Raw genomic sequence first — 26,467 nt, 5'->3', positions numbered from 1 at the left:
CGTCCGGTGGCATGGGAGCCACCACCGAGAGCATCGTCACCGGCGTCGACTTCGTCACGGTCCCGACCCGGGACCTCGAGCGCGCGGTCGCCTTCTACGGCGACGTGCTGGGCTTGACGCGCTCGGCCTACCGGCCGGAGCGCAACTTCGCGGAGTTCGAGACCGGGACCGTGACGCTCAACGTCATGGACCCGGTGAACATGGGCATCGGCGCGTTCGCCAACGCCAACAACATCGCCCTGCACGTCGACGACGTCGCAGCGGCGCGCGCGACGCTCGAGGAGCGCGGCGTGCAGTTCGGCGGCCCGACGTTCGACACCGGCGTCTGCCACATGGCGTTCTTCGCCGACCCGGACGGCAACCCGCTGCTGCTGCACCACCGCTACGCGTCGCGCGACTAGCGCTCCGCCAGGAACGCCTGCGCCAGGCGCTTCGGGGCGCGGTTCAGCCACGCCTCGGTGATCAGCTCGGTGAGCTCGGCCTCGTCGAGGCGGTCCAGCCGGGCCAGGATCGCCGGGTAGCCGTCGAAGTGCGGCGTCGTGAAGTAGATGTCCGGGTTGGTGTCGATCAGCGCGCGCTTGGCGACCTCGTGCTCGACGCGCGCGCCGAGGATCGGGCCGTCCGGCGCGGCGTCGCCGAGGTGCTTGCGGTCGGTCCCGCGCAGCGGCCGCTCCCAGACGAAGGACTTGTCCTTGACGCGCCAGTGCCGGTCCCCGCGCGAGATCGCGGTGCCCGTCTCCGGCAGCGCCAGCGCGATCCGCTCGACGTCCTCCCAGGTCGCCATGGCCGCGAGCGTATCGTCTGGGTCCATGGCCGCCGAGCTGCACCCCGCGCTGAAGGCCGTCAGCGACGCGGTGCTGGCGGTCGGGTCCCAGCACGCGGTCGAGGACGTGCTCCAGCGGCTGGTGCACTCCGCGCGCGAGCTGGCCGGCGCGCGCTACGCCGCGCTCGGCATCCCCGACGAGGCGGGCGGCTTCCGGCGCTTCCTGGTCTCCGGCATGAGCGACGAGCTGATCGCGTCGCTCGGGCCGCTCCCGCGCAACCACGGCGTGCTCGGCGCGATGCTCGAGTCCACGGCGCCGGTCCGGACCGCCGACCTGCACGAGCACCCGCGCTTCGGCGGCTGGTGGCCGCCCGGCCATCCGGACATGCGCAGCTTCCTCGGCGTGCCGATCGTCGCGCCCGGCGAGGGTGTGATCGGGGCGTTCTACCTGACGCACAAGGAGGGCGCGGCCGCGTTCGACGACGGCGACCAGGAGGTCATCGAGCTGCTGGCCGCGCACGCCGCGATCGCCATCACCAACGCGCGGCTGAACGAGCGCTCGCGCGAGCTGTCGATGATGTCGGAGCGCAACCGGCTCGCGCTCGAGCTGCACGACGCGGTCAGCCAGAAGCTGTTCGGGCTGGTGCTGTCGGCGGAGTCGGCGGCGACGCTGCTGGAGCGGCCCGACGGCGTCGACGCCGCGCGCGAGCAGGTCGTGCGCATCGGCGCGCTGGCCGGCCAGGCGCTGGAGGAGCTGCGCGCGCTGATCCAGGAGCTGCGGCCGCCGGACCTGGAGCGCGACGGGCTGTGCGGCGCCCTGCGCAAGCAGGTCACGACGCTCGCGCGGCTGCACGACACCGACGTGACGCTCGACGCCGACGACGGCGTGACCGCCGGCGGCGCGGACGGGACGCGCGACGCCGAGGTGCTGCGCGTCGCGCAGGAGGCGCTGGGCAACGCGCTGCGCCACGGGCGCGGCCTGACCCGTGTTGTTGTCCGCCTTGCCGCGCGCGCCGCGGCGGACGGCGGCGGCCTCGTCCTCGAGGTGGCCGACGACGGCACCGGCTTCGACCCCGACGACCCGGAGCTGCGCTCGCACCACCTCGGCCTGACGTCGATGGAGACGCGCGCCGCGCGGGTGGGCGGCGCGCTGACGATCCGGTCCTCGCCCGGCGCGGGCACCACCGTGCGGCTGGAGGTCCCGGCCGCGTGATCCGCGTCGTGATCGTCGACGACCACGCCGTGGTGCGCGAAGGGCTGCGGACGTTCCTGTCGCTGCAGGACGGCATCGCGGTCGTCGGCGAGGCCGGCGACGGCGCCGCTGCGCTGGAGGTCGTCGCGACGCTCGCGCCCGACGTCGTGTTGATGGACTTGGTCATGCCGCGCCTGGACGGCGTCGCGGCGATGCGCGCCCTGCGCGACGCGGGCTCCACGGCGCGGGTGATCGTCCTGACGAGCTTCGCCGACGACGCCCGCATCCTGCCGGCGATCCAGGCCGGCGCGGCGGGCTACCTCCTCAAGAACGTGGCGCCGGCCGAGCTGGCGCGGGCGGTCCGCGCCGCGCACGACGGCGATGCCCTGCTGGACCCGGGCGTCGCAGCACGCCTGGTGGCGGCGGTCGCCGACGGGCACACGGCGCGCGACGCCGCGCCCGCCCCGCCGGCGCTCACCCCGCGCGAGCGCGACGTCCTGGGCTTGATCTGCCAGGGCTACGCCAACAAGCGCATCGCCTCCGAGCTCGGGCTGAGCGAGAAGACCGTCAAGGCCCACGTGGGCCGCGTGCTGGCCAAGCTCGACGTCAGCGACCGCACGCAGGCGGCGCTGCTCGCGACACGCAACGGCTGGTCTTAAGACCAATTACGCCTACAACTCGGGACCGGCGCCGCCGTAGCGTCGCGTCCATGAGCAACGCCATCATCACCGGAGCGTCGCGCGGCCTGGGGCTGGCGGTGGCGCGGGTCCTCGCCGAGCAGGGCTGGCGGCTCGTGCTCGACGCGCGCGGCGGCGCCGACCTGGAGCGCGCGGCGCGCGAGCTGGGCCGCGTCACCGAGGTCGTCGCCGTCCCGGGCGACGTCGCCGACGCCGCGCATCGCCGCGCGCTCGTCAGCGCGGCGGGCACCCGGATCGACCTGATCATCAACAACGCGAGCACGCTCGGCGCCAGCCCGCTGCCGCCGCTCGCCGACTACCCGCTCGACGCGCTGGAGCGCGTCTACCGCGTCAACGTCCTCGGGCCGCTCGGCCTGATCCAGGCGGCGCGCCCGCACCTGAGCGCCAACGCCACCATCGTCAACATCTCCTCCGACGCCGCCGTCGAGGGCTACCCCGGATGGGGCGGCTACGGCTCCTCGAAGGCCGCGCTCGACCAGCTCACCGCGACGCTCGGGGGCGAGAACCCCAACTTGCGCGTCTATGCGGTCGACCCGGGCGACATGCGGACCCGGATGCACCAGGACGCGTTCCCGGGCGAGGACATCTCGGACCGGCCCGAGCCGCACACGGTCGTCCCCGTGCTGCTCGACCTGCTGCGCGGCGACCAGCCGAGCGGCCGCTACCGCCTCCAAGGGGTGGCGGCGTGACCGCCGCCGTCGCGCCGTTCACCACGCTGCCGCCCGACCTCGAGGCCCATGAGCCGCCGGAGGCGCGCGGCGTCGCCCGCGACCGCGTCCGGCTGATGGTGGCCGAGCGCGCGTCGGGCGCGATCGCGCACCACCGCTTCGACGCCCTCCCCGACCTCCTCTCCCCCGGCGACGTCCTCGTCGTCAACACGAGCGCGACCCTCCCCGCCGCGCTCGACGCGGCCGACGCGCCGCTGCAGGTGCGGTTCTCGACGCCCGCGCCGCATCTCCCCGGCGGCTGGCACGCGATCGAGATCCGCACCGCCGGCGGCGTCTCCCCCGTCGCGCCCGCGACCGTCGCCGCCGGCCAGCGCCTGGAGCTGGCCGGCGGCGCGGCGGTGACGCTCGCCGCGCCGTACGCGACGGGCGCGCGGCTGTGGCTCGCGCGCCTCGAGCTCCCGGAGGCCGCCCCGTCGCTGAACGCGCACCTCGCCGCCCACGGCCAGCCCATCCGCTACGCCTACGTCCCGGAGCCCTGGCCGCTGGCCGCCTACCAGACCGCGTTCGCGATCCCGACCGACCCCGGCGGCTCGGCCGAGATGCCGAGCGCCGGCCGGCCGTTCACGCCGGCGGTCATCGCGCGGCTGGTCGCCCACGGCGTGGGCTTCGCCCCGCTGACGCTCGACACCGGCGTCTCGTCCCCGGAGCGTCACGAGCCGCCGTACGCCGAGCCCTACGCGGTGCCCGCGCCGACGGCCCACGGCATCAACGCCGCACGTGCCTCCGGCGGCCGCGTCATCGCGGTCGGGACGACGGCCGTCCGCGCCCTCGAGACGCAGGCCCACCCCGACGGCACGGTCGTCCCGGGCACCGGCTGGACCGACCTCGTGATCTCTCCCGACCGCCCGATCCGCGCGATCGACGGCCTGATCACCGGCTGGCACGAGCCGGCGGCCTCCCACCTCGACCTGCTCACCGCGATCGCCGGCCCCGACCTCCTCGACGCCTCCTACTCCGAGGCCCTCGATCGCCGCTACCTCTGGCACGAGTTCGGCGACAGCCACCTCGTTCTGCCGTAACCGGTACACCCGCATACCAACCCCCCGAAACGGGTGGTCAGGCGTGTGTTTGGACTGTACGTTGCCGTTTCGATGAGTCATGCTGCTGGTCGACCAGTCGTTCCGCCCTCTCGGGACAGGGGGCGGGCGGCCGCAAGCGCAGAGCTAGAGACCGAGCGTACGCGAGCTGGTCCTTCTCCCAGCGGGCCGGGTGCTTCCCCTGGCGCCCGGCCCGTTGACCCTTCGCGCATGACCGACGCCCCGACCTCGCCCCTCGCGGCGCTGCACCTGCTGGTCTCGATGCTCGGCGAGGGCGAGATCGCCGCGCCCGGCGCCTCGTTCTACGACCGGCTCGCGGAGGCCGTGTGCCGCCTGGGCTCCATGCGGCGCGCCGCCGTCTACCTCTCCGACGACGTGCGCCGGCGCGTCTGGGCGGCCGGCAGCCACGGGATCGACCTCCATCTCCTGGCCACCGACGGCCCGGTCCAGGCGATCCCGCTCGCCCTACGCGCCCTCGCGACCGACGCGGTGATCGAGGTCGGCGCCGACGACGTCACCACCGAGCTGCCGCGCGACGACGTCGACCGCCTCGCGCTGTCGGACATCACCTGCATCCCCATGTCGGCCGGCGGCCGCCACTACGGCGTCGTCCTGGCCGAGCGCGGCGCGCCGCCGGACGCCCCGCCGCTCAGCGACGCCGAGCGCGACGGCCTCTGGACCCTCGGCAAGGTGTGCGCGTTGGCGGCTTCGGCCCGCGCGGCCACGCGCCAGCAGGAGCGCGCCCGCAACCTCGGCGACCGCCTGGACCTCGCGCGCGACGTCCACGAGCGAGTGATCCAGCGGCTGTTCGGCGTGACGCTCGCGCTCGGCGCACCTGGGGACCTCACGCCGCCCCAGCGCGAGCGCTGCGCCACCGAGCTCCAGGCCGCGACCGAGGAGCTGCGGCTGACGATCCAGCGCCCGCCCGGCCGCGGCGGCGGCGCCGCGCGCGACCAGCACGACGTCGACACCACCCTGCGCGACGAGCTCGCGCGCCTCGCCGCCGAGCACGCCGACGTCGACTTCGCCATCGCCTGGCCCGAGGCCGTCAGCCTGCCCGCCGCGCTCGACCCGCTGGCCCAGACCGTCGTCGCCGAAGCCGTCCGCAACGCCCGCAAGCACGCGCGGCCCACGCGGATCGCGATCACCGTGGAGCGCGCGGCCGACGCCCTCGCGATCGACGTCGACAACGACGGCGTCGGCCCGGGCGCTCCCGCCGGCGCCGGCGTCGGCCTGCGCCTCGCGGCGTTCGAGGCGCTGGAGTTCGGCGCCGCCGTCGACTTCGGCCGCCTGGCGCCCGACCGCTGGCACGTCCGCCTCGTCCTTCCGCTGCCGCCCGCATGAGCATCCCCGCCCTCGATCCCGACGCGCCGCCGCCGCGCCGCCTCTCCGTCCTGGTCGTCGACGACCACGACATCGTCCACTGGGGCATGCGCCTCGTGCTCGTCCAGCAGGACTGGGTCGAGCGCTGCGTCCCCGCGACGACCGGCGACGAGGCCGAGGACCGCGCCCGCCGCTACGGCCCGCACGTCGCGCTCGTGGACCTGTTCGTGGGCGACGAGTCCGGCACCGACATCGCCCGCCGCGTCCGGGCCGCGCACCCGGCGACGCGCGTCCTGCTCGTGTCCGGCGCGGGGCGGATCAGCGCGACCGCCGCGCGCGCCGCCGGCGCCGCCGGGTTCGTCACCAAGGACCGCAGCGCCGCCGACATCGTCGAGGCGATCCGCCGCGTCGGCGCGGGCGAGGACGTCTTCGACGCGGCCGGCGCCGCCGCCGGGAACCTGCGCGCCAGCACCGGCGACGGGCGACCGGGCCACCACCGCCTGACCAACCGCGAGCGGCAGGTCCTCCAGCAGATCGCCGGCGGACTCACGAACGCCGAGATCGCCGCCGAGCTGAAGCTCTCGCCCAACACGGTCAAGGAGCACGCGAGCTCGATGTTCAAGAAGCTCGGCGCGCGCAACCGCGCCGACGCGGTGCAGCGCGCCCAGCGCCTCGGCGTCCTGGGCTGACCGCGTCGAACTACTCCATCGGTCAGGTACTTGCCGCACCGACTGGTTAAGTTCCATGCCTATGCAACTGTCTCGCCGCCGTCCGGTCGCCCTCGCGGCCTCCATGCTCGCCGTCGCCGGTCTCGGCGCCGGCGTCGCGTTCGCCGCCACCGGGGACCAGGACCCCGACTTCAACGGCGGCGTCACGCGTCTGATCGACTTCCCCGGCTCCTCCTACGACGACGCCACCCAGGTCGGCGTCGCGCCGGACGGCACGGTCTACGTCGCCGGCTGCGGGTGCGAGCAGGGCCCCACCGGGATCGCGCTCGCGCACCTGAGCGCCGCGGGCGACCCGATCACCGGCTTCGGCAGCGACGGCGCGCTGACCGACGGCGGCGTCTTCGGGCTCGCGTCGCGGCCGCAGGCGCTCGGCTTCGCGGCCGACGGCGACGTCCTCGTCGGCGTGTCCGCCGCCGGCGTCCAGGTCGCGCGCGCCAAGGCGTTCGGCACCGGCGACGACAGCGCCGCGGGCGACTTCACCGTCGTGCGCTACGACGCCGACGGCACGCGCGTCGGGCAGAGCCGCGTCGACCTCAGCGGCGATCCGGTCGACTCCGTGATCAGCGCGATCGTCGGCGGGCCCGACGGCGCGACGGTCCTCGGCTCGACCGGCGACGACGAGAGCAGCCACTTCGCCCGGGTCACGCTGGACGCCGACGGCGCGGTCGTCGCCCAGGCCGAGGACGCCGACGCCGACGGCGTCGCGTTCGCGGCCGGCCACCAGGACGGCGGCCCGGCGGGCAGCGTCGTGATCGCCGGCCTCGCCCGGGACCACAGCCACTTCGTCCTGCGCCGCTACCTCGCCGACGGCACGGTCGACGGCACCTACGGCGGGACGTTCCCGGCCCCGAGCGGCGTCTACCGCCTGAGCGGCACGCTCGCGCCGGACGGCAGCGTCTACGGCCTCGACCCGGCCAACGGCATCATCGTGCACTTCACGGCCGCGGGCCAGCCGGACACGAGCTACGGCGGGGACGGCACGGTCGACGGCAACTTCCTCGGCGACCCGCACGCCAACGCCGAGCGCGTGACCGGCGCCGCCGGCGGCAAGCTCGTCGTGGTCGCGACCACCCTCGACAGCCGGGCCGTGATCGCGCGCCTGAACGCCGACGGCACGCTGGACACGACGTTCGGCGACGGCGGGCGCACGACGCTGCCGCTGACCGACGGCGCCACGAGCATGTGGGCCGGCGCGGTGGCGCTCCAGGCCGACAGCAAGCCGGTCGTCGCGGGCGACGCCGTCCGTCAGTACAGCGAGACGGTCGGGCGCTCGGCCGCGCAGCGCGCGCTCGAACCGGGCGAGCAGCAGGCGTTCGTGACCCGTCTGCAGATCGCCCCGCCGGTGACGACGACCGGCACGACCGGCACGACCCCGGCCACCACGACCGACACGACGCCGACCACCACCACCACGACCGACACCACGACGACGACGCAGACCACCGCGACCACGACGACGACCGCCGCGGCCGCTCCGGCCGCCGCCCAGCCCGTCGCCGCCCAGAGCACCAACCCGCTCCCGGTCGCCAAGTCGTGCGTCAGCCGCCGCTCGTTCAAGATCCGCCTGCGGATCCCGCGCGGCGACACGGCCACCAAGGCGACCGTCAAGGTCAACGGCAAGCAGGTCAAGGTCGTCAAGGGCTCCCGCCTGCGCGCCGCCATCGACCTGCGCGGCCTGCCCAAGGGCAAGGCCACCGTCTCGATCGTCGTCACCCTCGCGGGCGGCAAGGCCCCGCTGAAGGGCTCGCGGACGTACCACACGTGCGTGCCCAAGACGTCGGGCGGCGTCCCGAGGCTGTAGGCGCGCCATGGGCGCGCGCATGAGATTTCCCGAACGGTGGTCACAACTTGGCGTCCTCGCGCCACTTAGGGGTGACCATCGTTTCGGGAAAGGACCCGCTGTGCCCACCCCCTTCGCGTTCCGCGCCGTCGCCGTCGTCGCGGTCTGCGCCTTCCTCGCCGGCTGCCTGGCCGCCGTCGCCAATGCCCAGGACGCCGTCCCGCAGCGCACGCTCGTCGCCGTCGGCACCGGGACGATCAAGGTGACGCCCAAGGACGCCAAGGACAACGCGTCGATCGTCGCCGCCGTCAAGGCCGCCAACGCCAAGGCGCTGCCGGCCGCGATCACCGACGCGCGCACCCAGGCCACGCAGCTCGCGACCGCCGCGGGCGTCACGCTCGGCCCGCTGGTCTCGCTGTCCAACAACGCCTCGCCCTACAGCGGCGGCGTCTTCTACGGCCCGGTCTACCCGAGCACCGGCTCGTTCGGGCCGGGCAGGTTCTGCGGCAGCCTCCGGACGCGCCCGTCGACCATCGGCAAGGACGGCAAGCGGCACTACGGCAAGGTCCGCACCACCCGCGTGTGCCGCGTGCCGACCGTGGTCCAGCGCGCCGTGCAGCTCACGTTCGCGCTGGGCTAGCGGCCGGCCGCGGCGACCGCCGGGCTACCTCCCGGCGGTCAGCTTCACCTTCACGCTGATGAGCTTGCCGGCGGTCGTCAGGCCGTAGACGGTGAAGGTCTGCTTGGAGTGGACCTTGATCGCGTGCTTGAGCTTGAGCACGCCGCGCGGCAGCGTGAGCGTCAGCTTCCTGGTCTTCGCGCCCTTGGCCCCGGTGAAGGAGACCTTGCCCGACGACCACTTCACCTTCGTCTTCTTGTAGCGCTTGCCGCCGAGCGTCACCCGGCTGGACTTGCCGAGGCTGCGCGTGGACGCGAGCTTCAGCGTGCTCGGCAGCTTGACGCGCACGCCCTTGAGCGTCTTGGTCGACGTCACGGTCAGGCTCAGCGACGGGCGCTTCTTGGCGAGGCCTGCCAGCTTGCCCTTGGCCTTCAGGCCGGAGCCGCAGCCGATCACCGTGGCGTTGGCCGTCTGCTTGCCCGTCGCGCCGTTCTGGCCGGTGTACTCGGCGAGGACGGTCGGGACCTGGTCGCAGAGGCTCTTGCTCGTCTTCAGCGCGGCCTTCGCGCCGCCGGTCAGGCTCAGCACCAACTTGGTCAGCGGGACGTCCGGGATGTTGTCGAACGTCGTCACCAGGCGCTGGCCGAGCGCGACCGTGCCCTTCAGGCGGATGATCCCGAGGTCGAGCGCGAGGCCCGGCAGCGCGCCGAGCTTGGCGCCCTGGGTCAGATAGACGCCGCCGCTGAGCGGCGCGGGCAGCAGCGGGGTCCGCGCGGTCACGGTGCCGATCTTCGACCCGGCCGGGCACGCGCCCGCGTTGAGCTGCGCGTCGGTGCAGACCGACGACAGGTTCTTGAGGTCGACGCCGATGCCGGCGGGCAGCGAGACGACCGTGCGCTTCTGCGCCGCCTGGCCGTCGCCCTGGGCGATCGTCACGTTCAGCGGCGGATGCGAGTTGGCCGCGACCTGGTTGGTCGCGCCGACCGTCGCGCTCAGCTTCGGCGCGAACGGCAGCTTGTCGCAGCCGCTGGCCTGGTAGGCCGCGCTCGCCGTCGCCTGCGCCCCGCCGACGGCGGTGAACGCGCCGTTGATCTGCTGCGCGGCGCACGTCGTCGCGTTCTGCATGAAGCCCTTGCGGTCGATCGTCAGGTCGATCGAGCGGTAGACCGTCGGGATCCCCTGCAGCGTCTGCGGCAGCGCCTCGGTCTGGACGTCGATCCCGGTGTCGGGCCGCAGCACGAGCTTGTTCATGACGACGACGGTGCCGAGGTCGAGCGCCGGGACCTTCGTGTTGACCGACACCGCGAGGCCGGCGATGCCGCCGCCGAAGCCCTTGGTCAGGTACACCTTGCCCGGCAGCGACAGCGGCGCCGGGCCGGTGCCGACCGCGATCTGCGCGGAGCCGACGAGCGAGGCGTCGGAGCACTGGTTGGCGCGCGCCGCGTCGACGTCGCACGCCGGGACCGCGGGCAGCCGGCCGGTGAGGCCGGGCGGCAGCGAGACCTTGGCGTCCTGGAGGCGCAGGTTCTTGTCGGGCCGCCCGATGCGGACGGTCAGCGCCGCGGGCCCGCCGGCCTGCGCGCTGGGCAGCGACACGCCGAGGGTCGGCGCGAACGTCGGCGGTCCGCAGTCGACCACCTTGAAGGAGTTGGTCGGCGAGGCGACGGCGCCACCGTTCCACGGGCTCATGTCGGCGGTCACGCTGTAGTCGCCGCACGCCGTGGGCGACGTCAGCGTCGCGCGCCCGTTGCCCGGGTCGGTGTAGATGAAGTTGAAGGACTCGAACGGCACCTGCGGCTGGTCGGTGAAGTGCGCGGTGATCGCGGTGGTGTTCGGGTCGATGGTCGCGAACCCGCCGAGCTTCAGGCGCAGGCGCGGGTCCTCGACCGAGATGAAGTTCACGAGCGGGACGCCCGGCCGCGGCGTGCCGAAGTACACCTTGCCGGCCAGCGTCTGGCCCGGGAACAGCGGCGTGACGAACTCGACGCGCCCCATCTCCGACGACGCCGGGCACTGCGGCGGGGCGTCGACGCCGAAGCCGAACTGCTCCGGGGTGCACGGCTCGAGGCCGTTGGCCAGCGGCGGGTTGAGCGCCAGGCCGGCCGGCAGCTTGAGGTCGACGTTGCGCAGATAGGCCTGGCGGCGCGCGTTGTCGCCGGTGCCGATGTCCGTCGTCGGGATGATCAGCTTGGCCGACGCCTCGCCGGGCGCGTCGGCGGGCGCGGTGGCCGGGCCGACCTGAAGCGACGGGGTGAACGGGACCTTGTCGCACTGCGTCGGGGTGAACGACGCGCTGCCGCTCGTGACCTGCCCGCCGTAGGACGTGACGGCCAGCGCCGTCGTCTCCGCGTCGGCGCACTGCGTCGGCAGCGAGACGAAGGGCTTGCCCAGCGACGGGTGGTCGGTCTTGGTGCCCCAGAGCGTCAGCGCCATGCTCTGCACGCTGATGTTGACCGGCACGCCGAGGATCGAGATCGCGTTCGGCACGTCGTCGATGGTCACCGAGTCGAGGCCCGCGTCGGCGACGCGGACGCGGACGGCCGACCGGACGTACACCGGCGTGAGCGAGCCGATGCCGGCGTCGAGCGCGATGCCGAGCACCGCCGGTTGCGTCGCGCTCGCCTTCAAGTTGTAGACCTCGCCCGTGATGGTCTGGACGCCGAGCGGGAAGCCGGTGTCCACGCGCGAGCTCACGGTGCCCACCTGGTTGGTGCCGTCGCAGTCGCCGCCGCCGTCGGTGAACGTCGCCTGGTCGCACGTGGGCGTCGCGGTCGGGTCGCCGACGACGCCGGCCGGGAGCTCGAGCTTCAGCGACTTGAGGTCATCCGCGCCGGTGTCGGTCTGGAACGCGATGCAGAAGTCGCGGTGCGTCGCCGCCGCGGCGGCGTCGCTCGAGGGCTTGGCGGTCGCCGCCAGCCCGGGGCACGTGTTCGCGTCAGAGCCCGGAGCCAGCGGCTGGGCGACGACGTTCGAGACCGGCACGGCAGCAGCGCTCGCGCTGCCGACGAGTGCCAGCGAGCAACAACAGGCCGCAAGCGCGGCCACGATCCATCGACCCATCGATTCCTTCTCCCCCGGTTCCCCTGAACACTTCGGGCCGCACGAATGAACGCGAGCGGCCAGGCACAAGCTAAGGCATACCCAGGAAAAGGGGAAGTTGGAACCTGCGGGGGCGAATCTTTAAACGACGGAGGCCCCGCCAGCGTGGCGGGGCCTCCGGGACAAGCTGATGCCGAGACGGCGCGCTACTTCTTGCGCGCGCCGTTGACGGCGGTCTTGAGGCCGGCGCCGGCCGTGAACTTCGGCGCCTTCGACGCCTTGATCTTCACGGTCTCGCCCGTCTGCGGGTTACGACCCGTACGAGCGCTGCGCTTGGCCACGGAGAACTTGCCGAAACCGGTCAGAGCGATGTCATCGCCCTTCTTGAGGGTCTTCTCCACGGTGGAGATGAACGACTCGACGGCCTTGCGCGCGTCGGCGTTGGTGAGACCGCTGTCCTTGGCGATGGCCTCGACGAGCTCGGTCTTGTTCATGCGGTTGCTCCTGAATCGACGGCAAACAGAGGGCGCAGCCTAGACCAGGCGCCGTACGGCATGTTGGGCGGTAGGCGCCCGAACACCGTGCGAACGCGCCGAATCGGTCCGCGATCGGTCCCGACTCACCGGGTTCAATCCTTTCGGAGCACGTCCTTCACCTTGTCGGCGGCGTCGCCGACCTTGTCCTTGACCGAGCCGCTGGCGCGGTCGACCTTGCCTTCGTTCTTGAGGCTCTTGTCGTCGGTGAGGTCACCGGCGGCCTCCTTGGCACGGCCCTTGAGATCGTCTGTCGTTCCGTCGCTCATGCCTTCGACGTACCCGGTTCACGAGGGCGCACGCGCGGAGATGCGGGCGGCGACGCGCGCCAGGACCTCCGGGCGCAGGTCGAAGAACCGCAGCCAGCGCCCGCTGCCGGCGGAACGCACGCGCAATTGGGCGCCACGGCGGAAGCGCCCGCCGGCGCGCTGCTCGACGGCCACGAGGTCGCGGTAGCGCAGCGAGCGCACGCGGCCCATGATCGCGTCGTCGCGCAGCCACAGCAGGCGTCGGTCGGTGAGCGCGAGCTGGACGTCGTGGCTGTCGCCGGTGGAGGTCAGCAGCACCTCGTCGACCTGCTCGTCGGGCTCCAGCGCGGCGAGCAGCTCGCGCGCCAGGACGCGGCGGACGGTGGGCGCCAGCCACGCCCCGGCGATCTTGACGGCGGACCCGGGAGCCGCCGCCGGCGTGGTCGCGCGCGGCGGGCCCTCGGCGTAGCCCTCCTCCAGGCGGTCGCGCAGCAGGTCGTAGGCGGCGTTGATCGAGATCATCATCTCGCCGTCGCCCGCGCGGTCGGGGTGGAAGCGCTTGGCCAGGTCCCGGTAGGCGCGGTGCACCTCCTCGGGCGAGGCGGCCGGGTCCAGCCCGAGTACGGCATGCGGATCCACGCCCCACATTCTGGCGAACGTCGGTCCGCTGGTCGCAGGACCGCTCAACTCCGGCGCCGGAATCCCCGATAATCCGAGCCGTGATGCAGACTCGCCAGGAACGCGTGTACTTCGAGACCCCTCGGCATCGGATCGCCGGAACCCTGACGCTCGCCCGCGACGGCTACCGCAGCCGCGTGTCCGACGTCCTCAACGCGTCCGAGCGCGACTTCATCCCGCTCACCGACGTGACCGTCGAGCTCGTCGGCCACGACGGCCCGGGCACGCACCACGACTTCCTCGCGGTGTCGCGGCACCACGTCGTCATCGCGATCCCCGAGCTGCCCGAGGACGGGCAGCTCGACCCCGCGGCGGCCGCGATGCCGCCGGCCGGCGCGCGCTAGCCCGGAGCGGCCGCGCTAGGCGCGGCCGCAGACCCGGAACCCGTACTGCTTGCCGAGCTCCTCGGCGAACTGCAGCTCGGTCTGCTGGGCCTTGCCGATCTGCTGGAGCGTCGCGTCGTCCTGCTGGCGCAGCGCGGTCGCCTCGTCGCGCAGGGCCTGGACCTGGCCGTCCATCACCTTGATGAGGCCGCTGAGGAGCTCGCCGCCGCCGGCGGGCTGGCGCAGCGCCTTGAGCTCGTCGACGTGGCGCGCGAACAGCGGCGTGTAGTTGTCGATGGCCTCGGCGGCCTTGTTGAGGTCGTTGGCGGCGAACGCCTTCTGGACGACCGCGTTGGCGCTGTGGGAGACGTCGCGGGCCTCGCGGCAGACCTTGTCGGCCTGGCGGACGTACGCGGCCTTGGTCGGCCGCCGACCCGTCTGGGCGGCAGGCGCGACGGCGGGCGGCGTGGTCGTGGTCTGCGCTGCGGCGGGAGACGTTGACGTCTTGTCGTCCTTGCCGGACGAGGACGAGCCGCAGCCGGCAGCGACCAGGGCGGCGACGATCAGGACGGCGCCCAGGGGCGCGCGAGCGTGGGGCAGCATGGGACGGACCTTCGGGACAGGGGCCCGCGCTCCATCGCGGTGCCGAGATCGGCGACCGTATCCGGAACGCGGGCTCCCATGCAACCCGTGCTGGACCTAGGGCTAGCGCTTGAGCGTCGTCGTGCGCGTGGCCTTGGCGCCGGCGGTGAGCGTGACCGGCGCCTTGACGCGCCCGCGCCCTAGCGTCTTCTTGATGGCCTTGGTCGCGGACGGACCGCTCCGTATCGCACAGCACTGCAAGGAGCCCCGCATGCAGCACCTCAACAAGCCCAAGGCGGCCGGCCCGCCGCAGCCCGACCCGCGGCGTCCGGCCTTCCCGGCGCCGCCCAAGCACGCCATCCGCCCGACCCGCCGGCGGTCTAGCTGACCGCCGGCCGCGCGTCCTTCGGCGCGTAGCGGTGGTGCAGGATCAGCGGGTTGCCGTCCGGGTCGGTGAAGAACGCCTGATGGCAGACGCCCGAGTCCAGCGTCGACTCCTCGACCGGCCGGAACGTCACGCCTTGAGCCTCGAGCTCCGCCCGCGCGACCTCGACGTCGGCCACCTGCAGCGCGACCGCCGTCGAGCTCTGCCGGAACTCCAACCCGAAGGCCTCGCTCTGCATGACCGCGATCGTGAGGTTCCCGGCCTGGAACTCGCCCGCCGGGAAGCTGCCCCACGCTTTCAGGAACTCGAGCCCCAACGTCTCGCCATAGAACACCGCCGCCCGCTCGTAGTCCTGCGTGGGCACGGCGATGAAGTCGACTCCGGTGATGTCCATGACCTCCGGACGCTACGGAGCCCTCCGACTCATCGGGGGAAACTTCAGCGGAGAGGGAGGGATTCGAACCCTCGGTGGACCGTAAAGCCCACACACGATTTCCAGTCGTGCCCGTTCAGCCGCTCCGGCACCTCTCCTGGAAGGGGGCGAGGATAGCGAGCGGGAGGCTCGCCGCGCCCTGCGCTCAGAGCTGCCAGGCGCCGCCGACGAGCACGGGCGTCGAGGCGCCGGCGGCGTCGAGGCCGTGGACGCTGACGTCGTTGGAGCCGATCATGAAGTCCACGTGGATGGTCGAGTCGTTGACCTTGTCCCACTCGGACTCGTCGACGCACATCTGGTAAGCATGCCCCAGCGCGATGTGCGACGCGGCGTTCTCATCCAACAACGTGTCGAAGAACACCGTGTCGAGCTTGCCGATGCGACCGTCGCCGTCGACCAGCGCGGTCTCGCCGAGCCGGTTGGCGTTCTCGTCGCGCGCTGCGTAGGAGCGCAGCACCTCGGCGTTCTCGTCGGCGTCGATGCGGACGGCGCGGCCGTCGCGGAACTCGACCTCGAGCCCGCGGATGATCGAGCCGCCCAGCACCAGCGGCTTGGTCGCGCGCACGACGCCCTCGGCGCGGGTCGGGTCCGGCGAGGTGAAGATCTCCTCCGACGGGAGGTTCGGCAGGTGCACGATCCCGTCGACGGTCTCGAAGCGCGCCGCGAGGAACTTGGAGGTCTTGTTCAGCCCGACCGTCAGGTCGGTGCCCGGACCTTCGAAGCGCAGGGCGTCGAACCCGCGCGACGTCAGCTTGTCGGCGGCGGTGACGAGCGTCGTCGCACGCTCCTCCCATGCCGCGATCGGGTCGTCCTCGTCGAGCCGGCACACGTGAAGGATCTCGTCGCACAGCTTGATCCAGGCGTCCTCGGGGTCGAGGTCGGGATGGACGAGCTGCGCCCACGGCCGCGTCGGGCACGGCACCGCGGTCCAGTTGGTCTTGCGCTCGTTGACGACCTTGCCGGTCTCCCGCACCGCCGGCAGCTGGTCGCGGCCGACGCGGTTGGGGTCCAGGTCGCTCAGCAGCCCCGGATGCGCCGGCCCGGTCAGCCCGACGCGCGCGGCGTGCAGCTCGCCGAGCTGCAGGATCCGCTCGCCGAGGTAGGGCGGGACGTAGTCCAGCGTCTCCTCGTCGGCGTACTGGAGGCGCGCGCGCTTGACGTGCAGGTCGAAGTACGCGACGTCGACGAACTTCGCGCCGTGCCGGTAGCCGGCGGCGGCGACCGCGCGGGTCACGGCCTCCTTGCCGATCTCGGAGCCGATCGCGAGGAGCTGGCCGCGCTGGAGGTTGGCCGCCGTCTTGACGACGAGGTCGGCGAACCGTTCCAGGACCTCGGGATCGTCGAAGGCCGCGCGCTTGTCCTCGGAGCTCATGTTCACCACCCTATCGGCGGGGTTGCGGCGCGATGAGTGGGATTACGGCTCGTCGACCAGGTCGAGGACGGCGTCGAGCCCGGAGATCTCCAGGACCCGTCCGACAGGCCCCGCGGGGTCGGTCCGGACGATCGCCAGGCGACCGCCCGACTCCTGGGCCGCGAGGTGCGCGGCGACGATGACGCGGACCCCAGTCGAGTCCATGAAGTCGAGCCCGCGCAGGTCGAGGACCGTGTGGCGGCCGTCGCGCAGGGGAGCCATCAGCGTCTCCTCGAGCTCCGGCGCGGTCGCCAGGTCGAGCTCGCCGCGGACGGTCACGACGAGACGAGCGTCGCCGTCATCGACCGCCACGGAGAATGGTGCTGGCCCAGTGCCGCTCACGTCGTGCAAGCCTATCCGGCTTGGCGTCGGCGGTCACCTTCCTGACCCATCCGGTGCGGAAAGCCAGTCCCGCAGGAGGTCGTCCAGGGCGGGGCTGTTGAGCAGATCGAAGTGGTCGTGACCGCCCACGTGCCGCCGTGTCGCCTCGCTGCCGTGCGCGCTCGCCGTCAGGACGAGGAGGTCGCCGACCAGGCGTCCGACGGGATGCTCCTCGGCCTCGGTGACCGTCGCCGCGACCGCGTGGTGCTCGGCACCCGCGATCAACGGGACGTCGAGCCCGTGGCGCAGGTCCTGGATGCCCGCGCTGCTGGCCCGCAGGACGGCGCCGAACGGGCGGCTCTCGGGCGTGACGTCCAGCGCGGACGCGGCGAGGTGCGCGGCCTGGGCGAGCGGCGCGCCGCGATGCGGCGTGCCGAGCGAGATGGTGGTGTCGACCCGCGCCGGCCACGTGTGGCCGTCGGCGGCGGCGGCGTGGCCCGCGCTGCGGATCACCAGACCGCCCATCGAGTGGCCGACCAGCGCGAGGTCGTCGATCGGGACCGGCCACGCGGCGACGAGCGCCTCCAGCAGCGCGGAGAGCCGCCGGCCGTTCTCGGCGATCGCGAGGCCCGAGTTGTAGCGGAGGAAGACGGGCGTCCGGCCGATCGGCGCCACCACCCGCGACGCGTACGTCGTGGCGCCATGGCGCTCGGCCCGGATCCCCCACGCGGTGTCGCTCTCGCACAGGCCGTGGACGAAGACCACGGGACGCGCGGTGACGCGATCGGCCGGGAACGCGCGCGCCAGCGCCTCGGAGTCGCAGGCGACGTCGCGCCCGCCGGCGCGGACGGCCATCGGGACCGCGAGCGCGCTCGCCCCGGCCTCCAGCCGGTCGCCCCACAGGCCGTTCAGCGCGCCCTGCGCGAGCCGGCCGCGCGGGTCGTCGGTGATGCGCGGGCCGCCACCGGCCGCCCGGACGCTGCGCGCCAGCCCACCGCCGAGCAGCGCGCCCGCGCCGCGGACGCCCGCGTAGACGGCGCCGGCGATCGCGTCGTGCACCGCGCGCGACGGCGCCGAGGCGGCCGCCGCCGGGCCGAAGGACCGGTTGGCGATCGCCGTGTGCAGCTCCTCGACGCGCGCGACCGCGGCGCCGAACCCTTCGGTGGCCAGGTCGGCGAGCGCGCCCAGCTCACTGCCGTCGGCGCCGTCGGCGCCGTCGCGTGCGCGCGCGAGCGTCTGCGTCATGCGGCCACCGTGACACCGCTCGATGTCACGGTCAAGCCGGTGCGTCCGCCCCAGGCGGCGCGCTGGGCGAAGTCGATCAACGTGTCGAAGTACGTGTGCAGCGGGTCGGTCGCGACCCCGCGCGGCGCCAGGATCCCGCGCGCCCAGCGGTCGTCGAAGCGCACGCCGAGGCGGAAGTACGGGAAGAAGATCCGCGCCTGCTCGAGCGCGCGCCGCTGCGCCTCCCCCATCGGCCGGGCCAGCGCCTCGTCGATCACGCGCGGGTCGACGATCTCCGGCGCCGGGACGCCGAACCGCGCGGCCGCGAGGTCGATCACCTCGGCGACGGTGGCGGCCTGCTCGCCGGCGACGGCGTGGTAGGTCCCGGCGGGTGCGCCGGCCAGGCCCAGGACGGTGTCGGCGACGTAGTCGACCGGCACCACGTCCACCGGCGCGTCGGCGATCGCGGGCACGACCGGCAGCCGACCGCGCGCGAACTGCTTCAGCGGCCAGTACAGGACGTTGAACGATCGGGTCCACCCCGTGGTCCGGTCGCCCACGACGATGCTCGGCCGGACGATCTGGAGCGGCAACGCCGGCTCCCAGGCGCGCAGCAGCTCCTCGGCCTCGTGCTTGGTCTGCTCGTAGGTGTTGCGGAACGGGACGTCGCGCGTGACGTCGTCCTCGCCGAACGTGCCGTCGCGGTCGCCGGCAACATAGGCGGTCGAGACGTGGACGACGCGGCGCAGGCCCTCGCCGCGCTGCGCGACGCGCGCAGCGAGCTCCGCGATCCGCGCCGCCCCGGCGGCGTTCACGGCGCGCGCGAGGTCGAGCGGCAGGTCGAACGACACCGACGCCGCGCAGTGGATCACCTCGTCGCAGCGGCGCGCGATCTCCTCGCGGTCGCCGTGGCGGAGGCCGAGCCCGTCCGCGAGCAGGTCGGCCGGGACGGCGGCGCAGCGCGCGGCATAGGCGTCCAGGAGCTCGGGCGGCGTGACCTCGGCGAGCGCGCCCCGCACGCGCTCCGCGGCCTCGCGCCGATCGGCCGCGCGGACGAGCGCGACGATCTGCCGATCTGAGCGCTCTAAGATCCGGAGCGCCACCGCGGTCCCGACGAACCCGGTCACACCGGTGAGCAAGACGGCGTCGCTGCGCGTGGGGAGCATGACCATCATGCTGGACGCGCGGCGCGCCCGGCGCCACGGACCGCCGGTCGGAAACGCGGAGCGACCGCGTCGACCAACGGGCGGCCGTACGGGCATAGGATCTCGCCCATGATCGCCCTCATCACCGGCGCTTCGAGCGGCATCGGCGAGGTCACCGCCCGCCGCATCGCTCGCGAACCCGGCGCAAAGCTCGTGCTGGTCGCGCGGCGCGCCGATCGGCTGGAGGCGCTCGCCGCGTCGCTCGGCGGAGATGTGCTGGTCCTTGCCGAGGACCTCACGGACACGGGCGCCGGTCCCCGCATCGACGCCGCGGTGCGCGAGCGCTTCGGCCGCCTCGACCTGCTCGTCAACAACGCGGGCGCCGGCTGGCGCGGCGCGTTCGCCGACGTCGGGACCGCGAACCTGCGCAGGACGCTGGAGCTCAACCTGTTCGCCGTCGCCCAGCTCACCGAGGCGCTGCTCCCGCTCCTGCGCGAGAGCGCGCCGAGCGCGATCGTCAACGTCGCGAGCACCGCCGGCCGCGTCGCGCGCCCCGGCAGCGGCGGCTACAGCGCGTCGAAGTTCGCGCTGATCGGCTGGAGCGACGCCCTGCATCTGGAGGAGAAGGCCAACGGCGTGCACGTCGGCGTGGTCAACCCCGGCTTCGTCGTCACCGAGGGGTTCCCCCAGACCGAGCTGCTGGCGAGTCCGTCGACGCGCTGGATGGTCTCCACCGCCGACAAGGTCGCCGACGCGATCATGGACGTGGCCGGCGGCAAGGCCGAGCGCTACGTCCCACGCGGCTACGGCGTCGCGGCGGGCGCCCGCATCTTCGCACCACGCCTCGTCCGCAGAGTCCTGGGCAGCCAGGCCGGCGCGGCGATGAAGACCTCGGTCACCGCCGACGACTGACCGAGCGGCACGCGCCGTTGACAGGATGGCAACGTCGATCCGCCCACCGGCTGCTTCCCTGATGACCGGGCGGACCTGACCCGAACGCCCAGCGTCCGTAGCGAACCTCCTCCTCCCTACGGACACACGACCGGGGCGCGCCGCGGCGACTACCGCCGCGGCGCCCGCCCCGGTCCCTTCTTGCCGCTTCGGCAGGGGATGTCGTAGCGATCAGGTTTGCGAAGTGCGATCTTCGCGACCATGGCTCGCCGCATGCTCGTCGCGCTCGTCGCGTTGGCCCTCCTGGCGCCGGCGTCGGCCCATGCGCGCCAGCGCGTCACCGGCCCTGGCTTCCGCACGGTCGCCCCCAGCGGGTGGCACGTCAAGCACGGCCACGGCGGCGGCTGGCGCATCACCACCGTCAGCTCACCGGCCGCGCGGGGCGGCGCGCAGGTTCAGAACGCCGTGCTGGTCACGATCGGGTCGATCCCGGCCAAGAGCCTGGCGCGCAGGTGGGGCAAGTCCACCGTGCCGCGGGATCCCGTCAAGCTCGAGCAGGCGCTGCTCGGTCTCCCGCCGGGCGTTCAGGGTTACACACCGGTGCTCAACCCGACCGCCACGACCTTCGCGCGCAAGCCCGGCGGAACCTCGATCTTGGCCTACACCTTCGGTGGGACAAGCGCCCGGCAGACCGACATCGTCGTCAGGCGTGGCCGCCGCGTGTTCCAGGTGCAGGTCCTGACCGACGCGAACCTTGTTGACGTCGGGAACAGCGCGCTCAACCTCCTGCGCAGCCACTGGCGCTGGCGCTAGGCGCCAGCGCTACCCCGCCCGCTCCCGCAGCTTCGGCAGCACGTCCTCGGAGAACTGGTCCAGGAACCGGGTCTGGTCGGGGCCTGGGCCGTGGAGCAGGAGGTCGTCGAAGCCGAGGTCGAGGTAGGTGCCGATCCGCTCGACGACCTCGTCGGGGTCGTCGGAGACGATGAACCGGGTGTGGGCCTGGTCGAGGTGCTCGTCGGCGACGCGTTCCATCTCGATCGGGTCCTCGATGCCCTCCTTCTGCTCCGGCGTCAGCGCCAGCGGCGCCCAGAAGTGGGTGTTGTCGTAGGCCTTCTGCTTGTCGCGGTCGTAGGAGACCTTGATCTCGATCATGTGCCGGATCTGCGCGTGGTCGCGCCCGGCGGCCTCGGCGCCCTCCCGGACCTTCTCCAACAGGTCCAGGTACAGCTGCGGATCCTTGCCCGAGGTGCAGATGAACCCGTCGCCGACGCGGCCCGCCAGCTTCGCGGCCAGCGGCCCGGAGGCCGCCACGTAGATCGGGACCTCCTCGGTGGGCCGGTCGTAGATCGTCGCCTGCGACGTCGTGTAGTACTCGCCCTCGAAGTCGACGCGCTCCTCGCGCCACAGCTTGCGGATCAGCTCGATGGCCTCGGCCATCCGCAGCCGCCGCTCCTTGCGCCCGGGGAACTCGGCGCCCGTGGCGGGCGTCTCGTTCATCGCCTCGCCCGTCCCGACGCCCAGGAACACGCGCCCCGGAGCCAGGCAGCCCAACGTCGCGAAGGCCTGCGCGACGATCGCCGGCTCGTAGCGCAACGTGGGCGTCAACACGCTCGTCCCCAGCAGCGCGCGGGACGTCGCCTGCGTCGCCGCGCCCAACCAGGGCAACGCCGCCGGCGAATGCCCCTCGCGATGCCGCCACGGCTGGAAGTGATCCGACGTCGCGACGATGTCGAGCCCCACCTCCTCCGCATGCCGCGAGAACCCCAACAACGTCGCCGGATCGAACTGCTCCGCCGAAGCCTTGTAACCGATGCGCACGCCCATGGCCGTCACGCTATCCAACGTCGGACGCCGCCACGCACGGCTTGCCGCCACACGGGTCGATCAGCCCGCCACCGGCCAGGAACGTCGCCTTCTGCTGGCGCGCCGCCGGCGTGCGGCGAACGAGCTCGTGCGGGTCCTGCTTGCCGCGGTTGGGGTGGTTGGCCAGCGGCGGGACGTTGACCAGCGCCGGCCCGGCGTCCCAGTAGACGATCGCCGAGCCGTTGAACGGATAGGACGCGATCGCCGGGATCCCCCACGACGGCTTGGCCTGCGGCGACCGCCCGGCCGCGACGATCGGCGTGTGGATCGACGCGCCGATCGTGCGCGCCTCGACGTCGGCCTGGAACTGCGTGACCTGGTGGTCACCGAGCCCGACGTCGAGCAACACGGTGTGCTTGATCGTGTTCGGCAGCGGGTCGCCGGTCATGTGCTGGGCGTAGCCGTCGCCCTCGCCGCGGTCCCACAGCAGCTGCGCCAGGTCCAGGATCAGCGGCCGCTCGACCTGGTCCTTGTAGGCCGGGTACATGACCAGGCTGTAGGTGTCGAAGTCCGCCGAGCGCGGCAGCAGCACGCTGTAGTTCATGCCCGGGACGCCGAGCACCGCGTGGCTGAAGTCCGGCGCCAGCGCCGTGAGCGCGCCGCCGGCGATCCCGCCCTGCGAGTTGCTGTCGTAGCCGATCGAGCCGGTCTGGACGATCGAGCGCCCGCCCTGCTCCAGCAGCGGCGACGTCGCCAGCCCCTGCGGGTGCGCCATCGCGCGGCCCAGGACGAGGGCATCCAGGAAGCCCTGCTGCAGGCGGTCCGGCAGCGTCGGCATGCCGGAGAAGTCGCCGAGCACGTCGATGGCGTTGGGGATGTCCTCCGACGCCATGCCGATCCACGGCGTCGCGCAGAACACCGTGTTGCTCTCGGCCGCCATCTTCGGGACGTCGGGGCCCGACAGGATCTCGGTCTCCTTGCCCAGCAGGCCGTGACCGTAGAGCGCGAGGCGCGCCGGGTGGTCCGCGGTCGCGGTCGCCGGCACCACGCAGGTGAAGCGCGCGGTGTAGGTGCCCTGCTGCTTGGGCAGGCCGTCGGCGCCGATCGTCATCCGCGAGCCGGGCGCGCAGCCCTTGGTCAGGTAGCACGGCACCGGGAAGGTGCCCTCGAGCACCTGGGCGTAGCGCCCCGCGAACTTGGCGAGGTCGCCGTCCAGCGGCTTGGTCTGGAGCGTGAACGCGGGCGCGGCGCCCTGCACCTTGCCGTCGGCGAGGTTCGTGTCGCCCAGCGCCTTGAACGTCTGGTCGCGCATGAACACCGCGCGGCCACTCAGCGACTTCTCGCTCGCCACCGTGAAGTCCCAGGTCAGGAAGAGCGACTTGTCGCGCTTGACCCCGGCCTTCTTGATGGCCTTGAAGATCTTGGCGTACCGGGCGCCCGCCGGGCGCTGGCCGTCGCGCAGCGAGGCGAAGCGCTTGCCCGCCCGGATGGCGGACCCGTCCGCGCGCTTCAGCGCGCGCAGGACGACGACGTAGGTGTGGCCCTCCAGGAAGTTCTTCGCCGGATGGACCTCGAGCAGCCGGTACCCCTGCTTGGCGTTGTTGTCCAACTCGGTCCAGATCGGCCAGCGCTTGCCGGTCTGCTCGTCGATCACGAGCACGGGCGCCTTCTTGTCCGTGTACTTCGAGAGGTCGCTCAGCGACACCGCGCCGCTGCGCTCGAGCGCCGCGTCGGTCTCCCACCCCGGGACCTTGGTCAGGATGACCGAGCCCGGGCTGAAGCCGTCGAGGCCCTTCCAGCCGGCCGCGTCGATCGCCTTGCCCTTCGCGTTGCGCGGCATCTGCGACGTGCGGAGGTCGAGCTTGCCGTCCTTGCGCAACGCGTCGTTGGGGAACGGCAGCAGGCACGCCGCGTCGTCGAGACGGTCGCAGCCGGCCCCGGAGGGCGACGCGGTGGCGGCATGAGCGGCGCTGGGGAGCGCGGCGAGGACGAGCGCTGGGACGAGCGCCCGGAACAGCGAAGTACGACGGGACATGGCGCGGCACCCTACTCCCCGCGTCAGCGGTCGTTGACGAAGGCCCTCACCCGATCGAGGTACTCCGGGACGTCGAGCAGGAACGAGTCGTGGCCCCACGGCGAGGCGATCACCTGCTCGTCGACCTGGTCGATCCCGCCGCGCCGCAGGCCTGCGGCCAGCGCCCGCGAGTGCTCGGTCCCGAAGCGCCAGTCGCTCGTGAACGACACCACCAACGCGCGCGTGGCGGGATCGAGTGCCGGCGCCGAGGGCCCGCCGAACGGGTCGAACGCGTCCATGATCCGCGTCAGGTACAGGTAGGACAGCGCGTCGAAGCGCGCCAGGAAGGTCTCGGCCTGGTGCTCGAGGTAGGACTCGACGTCGTAGGCCGGCGCCAGCCAGCGCGCCGCGTCGCCGACGCCCGCCCAGCCATCGGGCTCCGCGCGCGCGAACTTCTGCGCCATCCCGTCCTCGCTCAGGTACGTGACGTTGGCCAGGCGCCGCGCGGTCGCCAACCCGCGCGCCGGCCGCACGCCCGCCGCCGCGTAGTCGCCGTCGCGGAAGTCCGGGTCGTCCAGGATCGCCCGGCGCGCGACGTGCGACAGCGCGATGTTCTGCGCCGTCAGCCGCGGGGACGCGCCCACCAGCACCGCCCGCTGGACCTCGCCGGGCGCGTCGATCAGCCACTGCAGCACCTGCATCCCGCCCATCGACCCGCCGATCGCGGCGTGCAGCCGCGCGATCCCCAGGTGCGACAACAACCGCCGGTGCACCGTCACGAGGTCGGCGATCGCCAGCGGCGGGAAGTCCAACCCATAGGCCTTGCCGGTGCCCGGGTCGACCGACGAGGGCCCCGTCGTCCCTCGACAGCCGCCGAGCAGGTTGGGGCAGATCACGAAGAGCGCGTCGGTGTCGATCGGCCGGCCCGGACCGACCATCGTCGACCACCATCCGCCCGCGCCCGACGCGTCCGCATCGCCGGTCAGCGCATGGCACACGAAGACCGCGTTGGAGCGGTCCGCGTTCAGCGTCCCGTACGTCGCGTACGCGACCTCCACCGGCGCCAGCGTCCGCCCGCAAGCCAGCGCCAGCGGGTCGTCCTCGCCGTAGAGGACGACCCGCTGGCCCGCGCGTTCGATCGCGGTCGACGCCATTGCGTCCCGCGCCCCGCGCAGGGTCTACGCCGTCGCCGGCACGCGCGCGTGCGCGAGTGCCTGGTCGAGGTCGGCGATCAGGTCGTCGATGTGCTCGATGCCGACCGACAGTCGGACGGTGTCCTCGGTCACGCCGGCCGCCGCGAGCTCCTCGGCGTTGAGCTGGGAGTGCGTGGTCGTGGCGTTGTGGATCGCCAGCGACTTGGCGTCGCCGATGTTCGCGAGGTGGCTGAACAGCCCGAGCGACTCGATGAACTTCCGGCCCGACTCGAGGCCGCCGACCACGCCGAAGGTCACGAGCGCGCCGTAGCCGCCCTGCAGCACCCGGCCGGCGACGTCGTGGTAGGCGTCGTCCTCCAGCCCGGGGTAGGAGACCCACGCGACGCTCTCGTGCTCCTTGAGCCAGCGCGCGATCTTGAGCGCGTTCTCGTTGTGGCGCTCGATCCGCAGCGGCAGCGTCTCGACCCCCTGCAGGAACAGGAACGCGTTGAACGGCGACAGCGCCGCGCCCGTGTTGCGCAGCAGGACCGTCCGCGCGCGGCCGATGTAGGCGGCGGGGCCGAGCGCGTCGCTCCACACCACGCCGTGGTAGGACGGGTCCGGCTGCGTCAGACCCGGGAACCGCGCCCCGTGCGCGACCCAGTCGAAGCGCCCGGCGTCGACCAGCGCGCCGCCGATCGACGTGCCGTGGCCGCCGATGAACTTCGTCAGCGAGTGCACCGCGATGTCGGCGCCGAGGTCCAGGACGCGCGCGCCGATCGGCGTCGCGACCGTGTTGTCGATGATCAACGGCAGGCCGTGGGCGTGCGCGGCCTCGGCCCAGGCCGGGACGTCGAGCACGTTGAGCCGCGGGTTGCCGATCGTCTCGCCGAACACCAGTCGCGTCCGGTCGTCGACCAGCGCCGCGACCGCGCCCGGGTCGTCGGCGTCGACGAAGCGCACCTCGATCCCGTACTGCGGCAGCGTGTGCGCGAACAGGTTGTAGGTCCCGCCGTAGAGCTGCGAGACCGAGATGATGTTGTCGCCGGCGCGCGCGACGTTCAGGACCGAGTAGGTGACCGCGGCCTGGCCGGACGCGGTGACCAGCGCGCCGACGCCGCCCTCGAGCTGCGCGAGGCGCTGCTCGAGGACGTCCCAGGTCGGGTTCGCGATCCGCGAGTAGATGTTGCCCGGCACCTTCAGCGCGAACAGGTCGGCGGCGTGCTCGGTGTCGTCGAAGACGTAGGACGTCGTCTGGTAGATCGGGACCGCGCGGGCGTTCGTCGTCGGATCGGGCGACTGGCCGCCGTGCAGGGCGACCGTCTCGGGGCGGTAGGTGATGGCGGCGTCGTCGGACATACCACCAAACCCTATCGTCTTTATGGGTTTTGTCTACTTGTCCGGCTCCACCGCGGGCAGGACGAGCTTCGCGCGCG

The 26,467-nt window shown here is 73.1% G+C and carries 27 protein-coding genes, 1 tRNA gene and 1 pseudogene; 12 read left to right on the top strand and 17 right to left on the bottom strand.

From position 1 onward, the window contains the following. Positions 1-11 precede the first annotated feature (11 nt). Positions 12-401, top strand: a complete 390-nt coding sequence (locus tag DSM104299_RS04355; protein ID WP_272476067.1) for a VOC family protein — start codon at positions 12-14, stop codon at positions 399-401. Here DSM104299_RS04355 and DSM104299_RS04350 read toward each other — a convergent pair. Beyond that, positions 398-784 (bottom strand): MmcQ/YjbR family DNA-binding protein, encoded by a 387-nt coding sequence (locus DSM104299_RS04350; protein ID WP_272476066.1) that lies wholly within the window; start codon positions 782-784, stop codon positions 398-400. The genes DSM104299_RS04355 and DSM104299_RS04350 overlap by 4 nt on opposite strands. 25 nt (positions 785-809) lie before the next feature. On the opposite strand from DSM104299_RS04350, the gene DSM104299_RS04345 reads away from it, so the two are divergent. From DSM104299_RS04345 to DSM104299_RS04310, 8 genes are all read left to right on the top strand, one after another. Then, positions 810-1,976 (top strand): GAF domain-containing sensor histidine kinase, encoded by a 1,167-nt coding sequence (locus DSM104299_RS04345; RefSeq protein WP_272476065.1) that lies wholly within the window; start codon positions 810-812, stop codon positions 1,974-1,976. Beyond that, entirely contained in the window at positions 1,973-2,614 is a 642-nt protein-coding gene (locus DSM104299_RS04340; RefSeq protein WP_272476064.1) for a response regulator, read from the top strand. The genes DSM104299_RS04345 and DSM104299_RS04340 overlap by 4 nt, the downstream gene beginning before the upstream one ends. 50 nt (positions 2,615-2,664) lie before the next feature. Continuing rightward, the gene (locus DSM104299_RS04335; RefSeq protein ID WP_272476063.1) at positions 2,665-3,342 is read left to right on the top strand and encodes an SDR family NAD(P)-dependent oxidoreductase; all 678 of its coding nucleotides are present in this window, start codon (positions 2,665-2,667) and stop codon (positions 3,340-3,342) included. After that, on the top strand, positions 3,339-4,400 hold the full coding sequence (locus DSM104299_RS04330; RefSeq protein ID WP_272476062.1) for an S-adenosylmethionine:tRNA ribosyltransferase-isomerase: 1,062 nt from the start codon (positions 3,339-3,341) through the stop codon (positions 4,398-4,400). The genes DSM104299_RS04335 and DSM104299_RS04330 overlap by 4 nt, the downstream gene beginning before the upstream one ends. 228 nt (positions 4,401-4,628) lie before the next feature. Further along, complete coding sequence (locus DSM104299_RS04325) at positions 4,629-5,762, top strand: sensor histidine kinase (protein ID WP_272476061.1); 1,134 nt, start codon at positions 4,629-4,631, stop codon at positions 5,760-5,762. Continuing rightward, positions 5,759-6,430, top strand: a complete 672-nt coding sequence (locus DSM104299_RS04320) for a response regulator transcription factor (protein ID WP_272476060.1) — start codon at positions 5,759-5,761, stop codon at positions 6,428-6,430. Before DSM104299_RS04325 ends, DSM104299_RS04320 begins: the two co-directional genes overlap by 4 nt. Before the next feature lie 61 nt (positions 6,431-6,491). Continuing rightward, the gene (locus tag DSM104299_RS04315) at positions 6,492-8,270 is read left to right on the top strand and encodes an NHL repeat-containing protein (protein WP_272476059.1); all 1,779 of its coding nucleotides are present in this window, start codon (positions 6,492-6,494) and stop codon (positions 8,268-8,270) included. 100 nt (positions 8,271-8,370) lie between these two features. After that, positions 8,371-8,889, top strand: coding sequence for an SIMPL domain-containing protein (locus tag DSM104299_RS04310; protein ID WP_272476058.1), 519 nt, complete (start codon positions 8,371-8,373; stop codon positions 8,887-8,889). A gap of 24 nt (positions 8,890-8,913) precedes the next feature. Here DSM104299_RS04310 and DSM104299_RS04305 read toward each other — a convergent pair whose 3' ends face one another. The 4 genes and pseudogenes from DSM104299_RS04305 to DSM104299_RS04290 all read right to left on the bottom strand — a co-directional run bounded on the left by DSM104299_RS04305 (position 8,914) and on the right by DSM104299_RS04290 (position 13,327). Further along, entirely contained in the window at positions 8,914-11,850 is a 2,937-nt protein-coding gene (locus tag DSM104299_RS04305; protein ID WP_272476057.1) for a hypothetical protein, read from the bottom strand. A 263-nt stretch (positions 11,851-12,113) separates the two neighbouring features. Further along, positions 12,114-12,413: pseudogene (locus DSM104299_RS04300) on the bottom strand (HU family DNA-binding protein); the annotation flags it as partial. Positions 12,414-12,535: 122 nt separating this feature from the next. After that, positions 12,536-12,709, bottom strand: a complete 174-nt coding sequence (locus DSM104299_RS04295; protein WP_272476056.1) for a CsbD family protein — start codon at positions 12,707-12,709, stop codon at positions 12,536-12,538. A gap of 18 nt (positions 12,710-12,727) precedes the next feature. Continuing rightward, positions 12,728-13,327 carry a J domain-containing protein gene (locus tag DSM104299_RS04290; RefSeq protein ID WP_272476055.1) on the bottom strand — a complete coding sequence of 200 codons (600 nt, stop codon included), beginning with the start codon at positions 13,325-13,327 and terminating at the stop codon, positions 12,728-12,730. Between the two features lie 83 nt (positions 13,328-13,410). Between DSM104299_RS04290 and DSM104299_RS04285 the strand changes: the two genes are divergently transcribed. Beyond that, positions 13,411-13,710 carry a DUF6812 domain-containing protein gene (locus DSM104299_RS04285; RefSeq protein WP_349294522.1) on the top strand — a complete coding sequence of 100 codons (300 nt, stop codon included), beginning with the start codon at positions 13,411-13,413 and terminating at the stop codon, positions 13,708-13,710. A gap of 15 nt (positions 13,711-13,725) precedes the next feature. Here the strand turns inward: DSM104299_RS04285 and DSM104299_RS04280 are convergent, their stop codons facing one another. From DSM104299_RS04280 to DSM104299_RS04245, 8 genes are all read right to left on the bottom strand, one after another. After that, positions 13,726-14,292 (bottom strand): hypothetical protein, encoded by a 567-nt coding sequence (locus DSM104299_RS04280; RefSeq protein ID WP_272476053.1) that lies wholly within the window; start codon positions 14,290-14,292, stop codon positions 13,726-13,728. A gap of 102 nt (positions 14,293-14,394) precedes the next feature. Further along, positions 14,395-14,544, bottom strand: a complete 150-nt coding sequence (locus DSM104299_RS04275) for a hypothetical protein (RefSeq protein WP_272476052.1) — start codon at positions 14,542-14,544, stop codon at positions 14,395-14,397. A gap of 107 nt (positions 14,545-14,651) precedes the next feature. Further along, a complete protein-coding gene (locus DSM104299_RS04270; protein ID WP_272476051.1) occupies positions 14,652-15,050 on the bottom strand; it encodes a VOC family protein in 399 nt (132 codons plus the stop codon). Positions 15,051-15,098: 48 nt separating this feature from the next. After that, positions 15,099-15,187 (bottom strand) — tRNA-Ser (locus DSM104299_RS04265). A gap of 47 nt (positions 15,188-15,234) precedes the next feature. Next, positions 15,235-16,461 (bottom strand): aminopeptidase, encoded by a 1,227-nt coding sequence (locus DSM104299_RS04260; protein ID WP_272476050.1) that lies wholly within the window; start codon positions 16,459-16,461, stop codon positions 15,235-15,237. 42 nt (positions 16,462-16,503) lie between these two features. After that, positions 16,504-16,812 (bottom strand): STAS domain-containing protein, encoded by a 309-nt coding sequence (locus DSM104299_RS04255; RefSeq protein WP_272476049.1) that lies wholly within the window; start codon positions 16,810-16,812, stop codon positions 16,504-16,506. Positions 16,813-16,875: 63 nt separating this feature from the next. After that, complete coding sequence (locus tag DSM104299_RS04250) at positions 16,876-18,066, bottom strand: esterase/lipase family protein (protein WP_272476048.1); 1,191 nt, start codon at positions 18,064-18,066, stop codon at positions 16,876-16,878. Then, positions 18,063-19,211, bottom strand: coding sequence for an SDR family oxidoreductase (locus DSM104299_RS04245; RefSeq protein ID WP_272476047.1), 1,149 nt, complete (start codon positions 19,209-19,211; stop codon positions 18,063-18,065). Before DSM104299_RS04245 ends, DSM104299_RS04250 begins: the two co-directional genes overlap by 4 nt. 108 nt (positions 19,212-19,319) lie before the next feature. On the opposite strand from DSM104299_RS04245, the gene DSM104299_RS04240 reads away from it, so the two are divergent. Both DSM104299_RS04240 and DSM104299_RS04235 read left to right on the top strand, forming a co-directional pair. Continuing rightward, positions 19,320-20,102 (top strand): SDR family NAD(P)-dependent oxidoreductase, encoded by a 783-nt coding sequence (locus tag DSM104299_RS04240; protein ID WP_272476046.1) that lies wholly within the window; start codon positions 19,320-19,322, stop codon positions 20,100-20,102. 240 nt (positions 20,103-20,342) lie between these two features. Next, positions 20,343-20,894 (top strand): hypothetical protein, encoded by a 552-nt coding sequence (locus tag DSM104299_RS04235; RefSeq protein ID WP_272476045.1) that lies wholly within the window; start codon positions 20,343-20,345, stop codon positions 20,892-20,894. 9 nt (positions 20,895-20,903) lie between these two features. On the opposite strand, the gene fgd is transcribed toward DSM104299_RS04235, so the two are convergent. Genes fgd through DSM104299_RS04215 form a run of 4 tightly spaced genes read right to left on the bottom strand, consistent with a single transcriptional unit; the run spans position 20,904 to position 26,390 of the window. Continuing rightward, positions 20,904-21,905 carry a glucose-6-phosphate dehydrogenase (coenzyme-F420) gene (fgd, locus tag DSM104299_RS04230; RefSeq protein WP_272476044.1) on the bottom strand — a complete coding sequence of 334 codons (1,002 nt, stop codon included), beginning with the start codon at positions 21,903-21,905 and terminating at the stop codon, positions 20,904-20,906. A gap of 10 nt (positions 21,906-21,915) precedes the next feature. Next, positions 21,916-23,919 (bottom strand): hypothetical protein, encoded by a 2,004-nt coding sequence (locus tag DSM104299_RS04225; RefSeq protein ID WP_272476043.1) that lies wholly within the window; start codon positions 23,917-23,919, stop codon positions 21,916-21,918. A 23-nt stretch (positions 23,920-23,942) separates the two neighbouring features. Further along, positions 23,943-25,052, bottom strand: coding sequence for a homoserine O-acetyltransferase MetX (gene metX / locus DSM104299_RS04220; protein WP_272476042.1), 1,110 nt, complete (start codon positions 25,050-25,052; stop codon positions 23,943-23,945). Between the two features lie 24 nt (positions 25,053-25,076). Further along, the gene (locus DSM104299_RS04215; protein WP_272476041.1) at positions 25,077-26,390 is read right to left on the bottom strand and encodes an O-acetylhomoserine aminocarboxypropyltransferase/cysteine synthase family protein; all 1,314 of its coding nucleotides are present in this window, start codon (positions 26,388-26,390) and stop codon (positions 25,077-25,079) included. Positions 26,391-26,467: the final 77 nt, after the last annotated feature.

The sequence above is a fragment of the Baekduia alba genome (genome assembly GCF_028416635.1).
Lineage (GTDB): Bacteria > Actinomycetota > Thermoleophilia > Solirubrobacterales > Solirubrobacteraceae > Baekduia > Baekduia alba.
This window is presented reverse-complemented; position numbering and strand designations above follow the sequence as displayed.

Coding starts and splice junctions, on each gene's coding strand:
- DSM104299_RS04355 (WP_272476067.1), top strand. CDS start 12: ATGGGAGCCACCACCGAGAGCATCGTCACCGGCGTCGACTTCGTCACG.
- DSM104299_RS04350 (WP_272476066.1), bottom strand. CDS start 784: ATGGCGACCTGGGAGGACGTCGAGCGGATCGCGCTGGCGCTGCCGGAG.
- DSM104299_RS04345 (WP_272476065.1), top strand. CDS start 810: ATGGCCGCCGAGCTGCACCCCGCGCTGAAGGCCGTCAGCGACGCGGTG.
- DSM104299_RS04335 (WP_272476063.1), top strand. CDS start 2,665: ATGAGCAACGCCATCATCACCGGAGCGTCGCGCGGCCTGGGGCTGGCG.
- DSM104299_RS04325 (WP_272476061.1), top strand. CDS start 4,629: ATGACCGACGCCCCGACCTCGCCCCTCGCGGCGCTGCACCTGCTGGTC.
- DSM104299_RS04320 (WP_272476060.1), top strand. CDS start 5,759: ATGAGCATCCCCGCCCTCGATCCCGACGCGCCGCCGCCGCGCCGCCTC.
- DSM104299_RS04315 (WP_272476059.1), top strand. CDS start 6,492: ATGCAACTGTCTCGCCGCCGTCCGGTCGCCCTCGCGGCCTCCATGCTC.
- DSM104299_RS04295 (WP_272476056.1), bottom strand. CDS start 12,709: ATGAGCGACGGAACGACAGACGATCTCAAGGGCCGTGCCAAGGAGGCC.
- DSM104299_RS04285 (WP_349294522.1), top strand. CDS start 13,411: ATGCAGACTCGCCAGGAACGCGTGTACTTCGAGACCCCTCGGCATCGG.
- DSM104299_RS04280 (WP_272476053.1), bottom strand. CDS start 14,292: ATGCTGCCCCACGCTCGCGCGCCCCTGGGCGCCGTCCTGATCGTCGCC.
- DSM104299_RS04275 (WP_272476052.1), bottom strand. CDS start 14,544: ATGCGGGGCTCCTTGCAGTGCTGTGCGATACGGAGCGGTCCGTCCGCG.
- DSM104299_RS04270 (WP_272476051.1), bottom strand. CDS start 15,050: ATGGACATCACCGGAGTCGACTTCATCGCCGTGCCCACGCAGGACTAC.
- DSM104299_RS04260 (WP_272476050.1), bottom strand. CDS start 16,461: ATGAGCTCCGAGGACAAGCGCGCGGCCTTCGACGATCCCGAGGTCCTG.
- DSM104299_RS04250 (WP_272476048.1), bottom strand. CDS start 18,066: ATGACGCAGACGCTCGCGCGCGCACGCGACGGCGCCGACGGCGCCGAC.
- DSM104299_RS04245 (WP_272476047.1), bottom strand. CDS start 19,211: ATGCTCCCCACGCGCAGCGACGCCGTCTTGCTCACCGGTGTGACCGGG.
- DSM104299_RS04240 (WP_272476046.1), top strand. CDS start 19,320: ATGATCGCCCTCATCACCGGCGCTTCGAGCGGCATCGGCGAGGTCACC.
- DSM104299_RS04235 (WP_272476045.1), top strand. CDS start 20,343: ATGGCTCGCCGCATGCTCGTCGCGCTCGTCGCGTTGGCCCTCCTGGCG.
- fgd (WP_272476044.1), bottom strand. CDS start 21,905: ATGGGCGTGCGCATCGGTTACAAGGCTTCGGCGGAGCAGTTCGATCCG.
- DSM104299_RS04225 (WP_272476043.1), bottom strand. CDS start 23,919: ATGTCCCGTCGTACTTCGCTGTTCCGGGCGCTCGTCCCAGCGCTCGTC.
- metX (WP_272476042.1), bottom strand. CDS start 25,052: ATGGCGTCGACCGCGATCGAACGCGCGGGCCAGCGGGTCGTCCTCTAC.
- DSM104299_RS04215 (WP_272476041.1), bottom strand. CDS start 26,390: ATGTCCGACGACGCCGCCATCACCTACCGCCCCGAGACGGTCGCCCTG.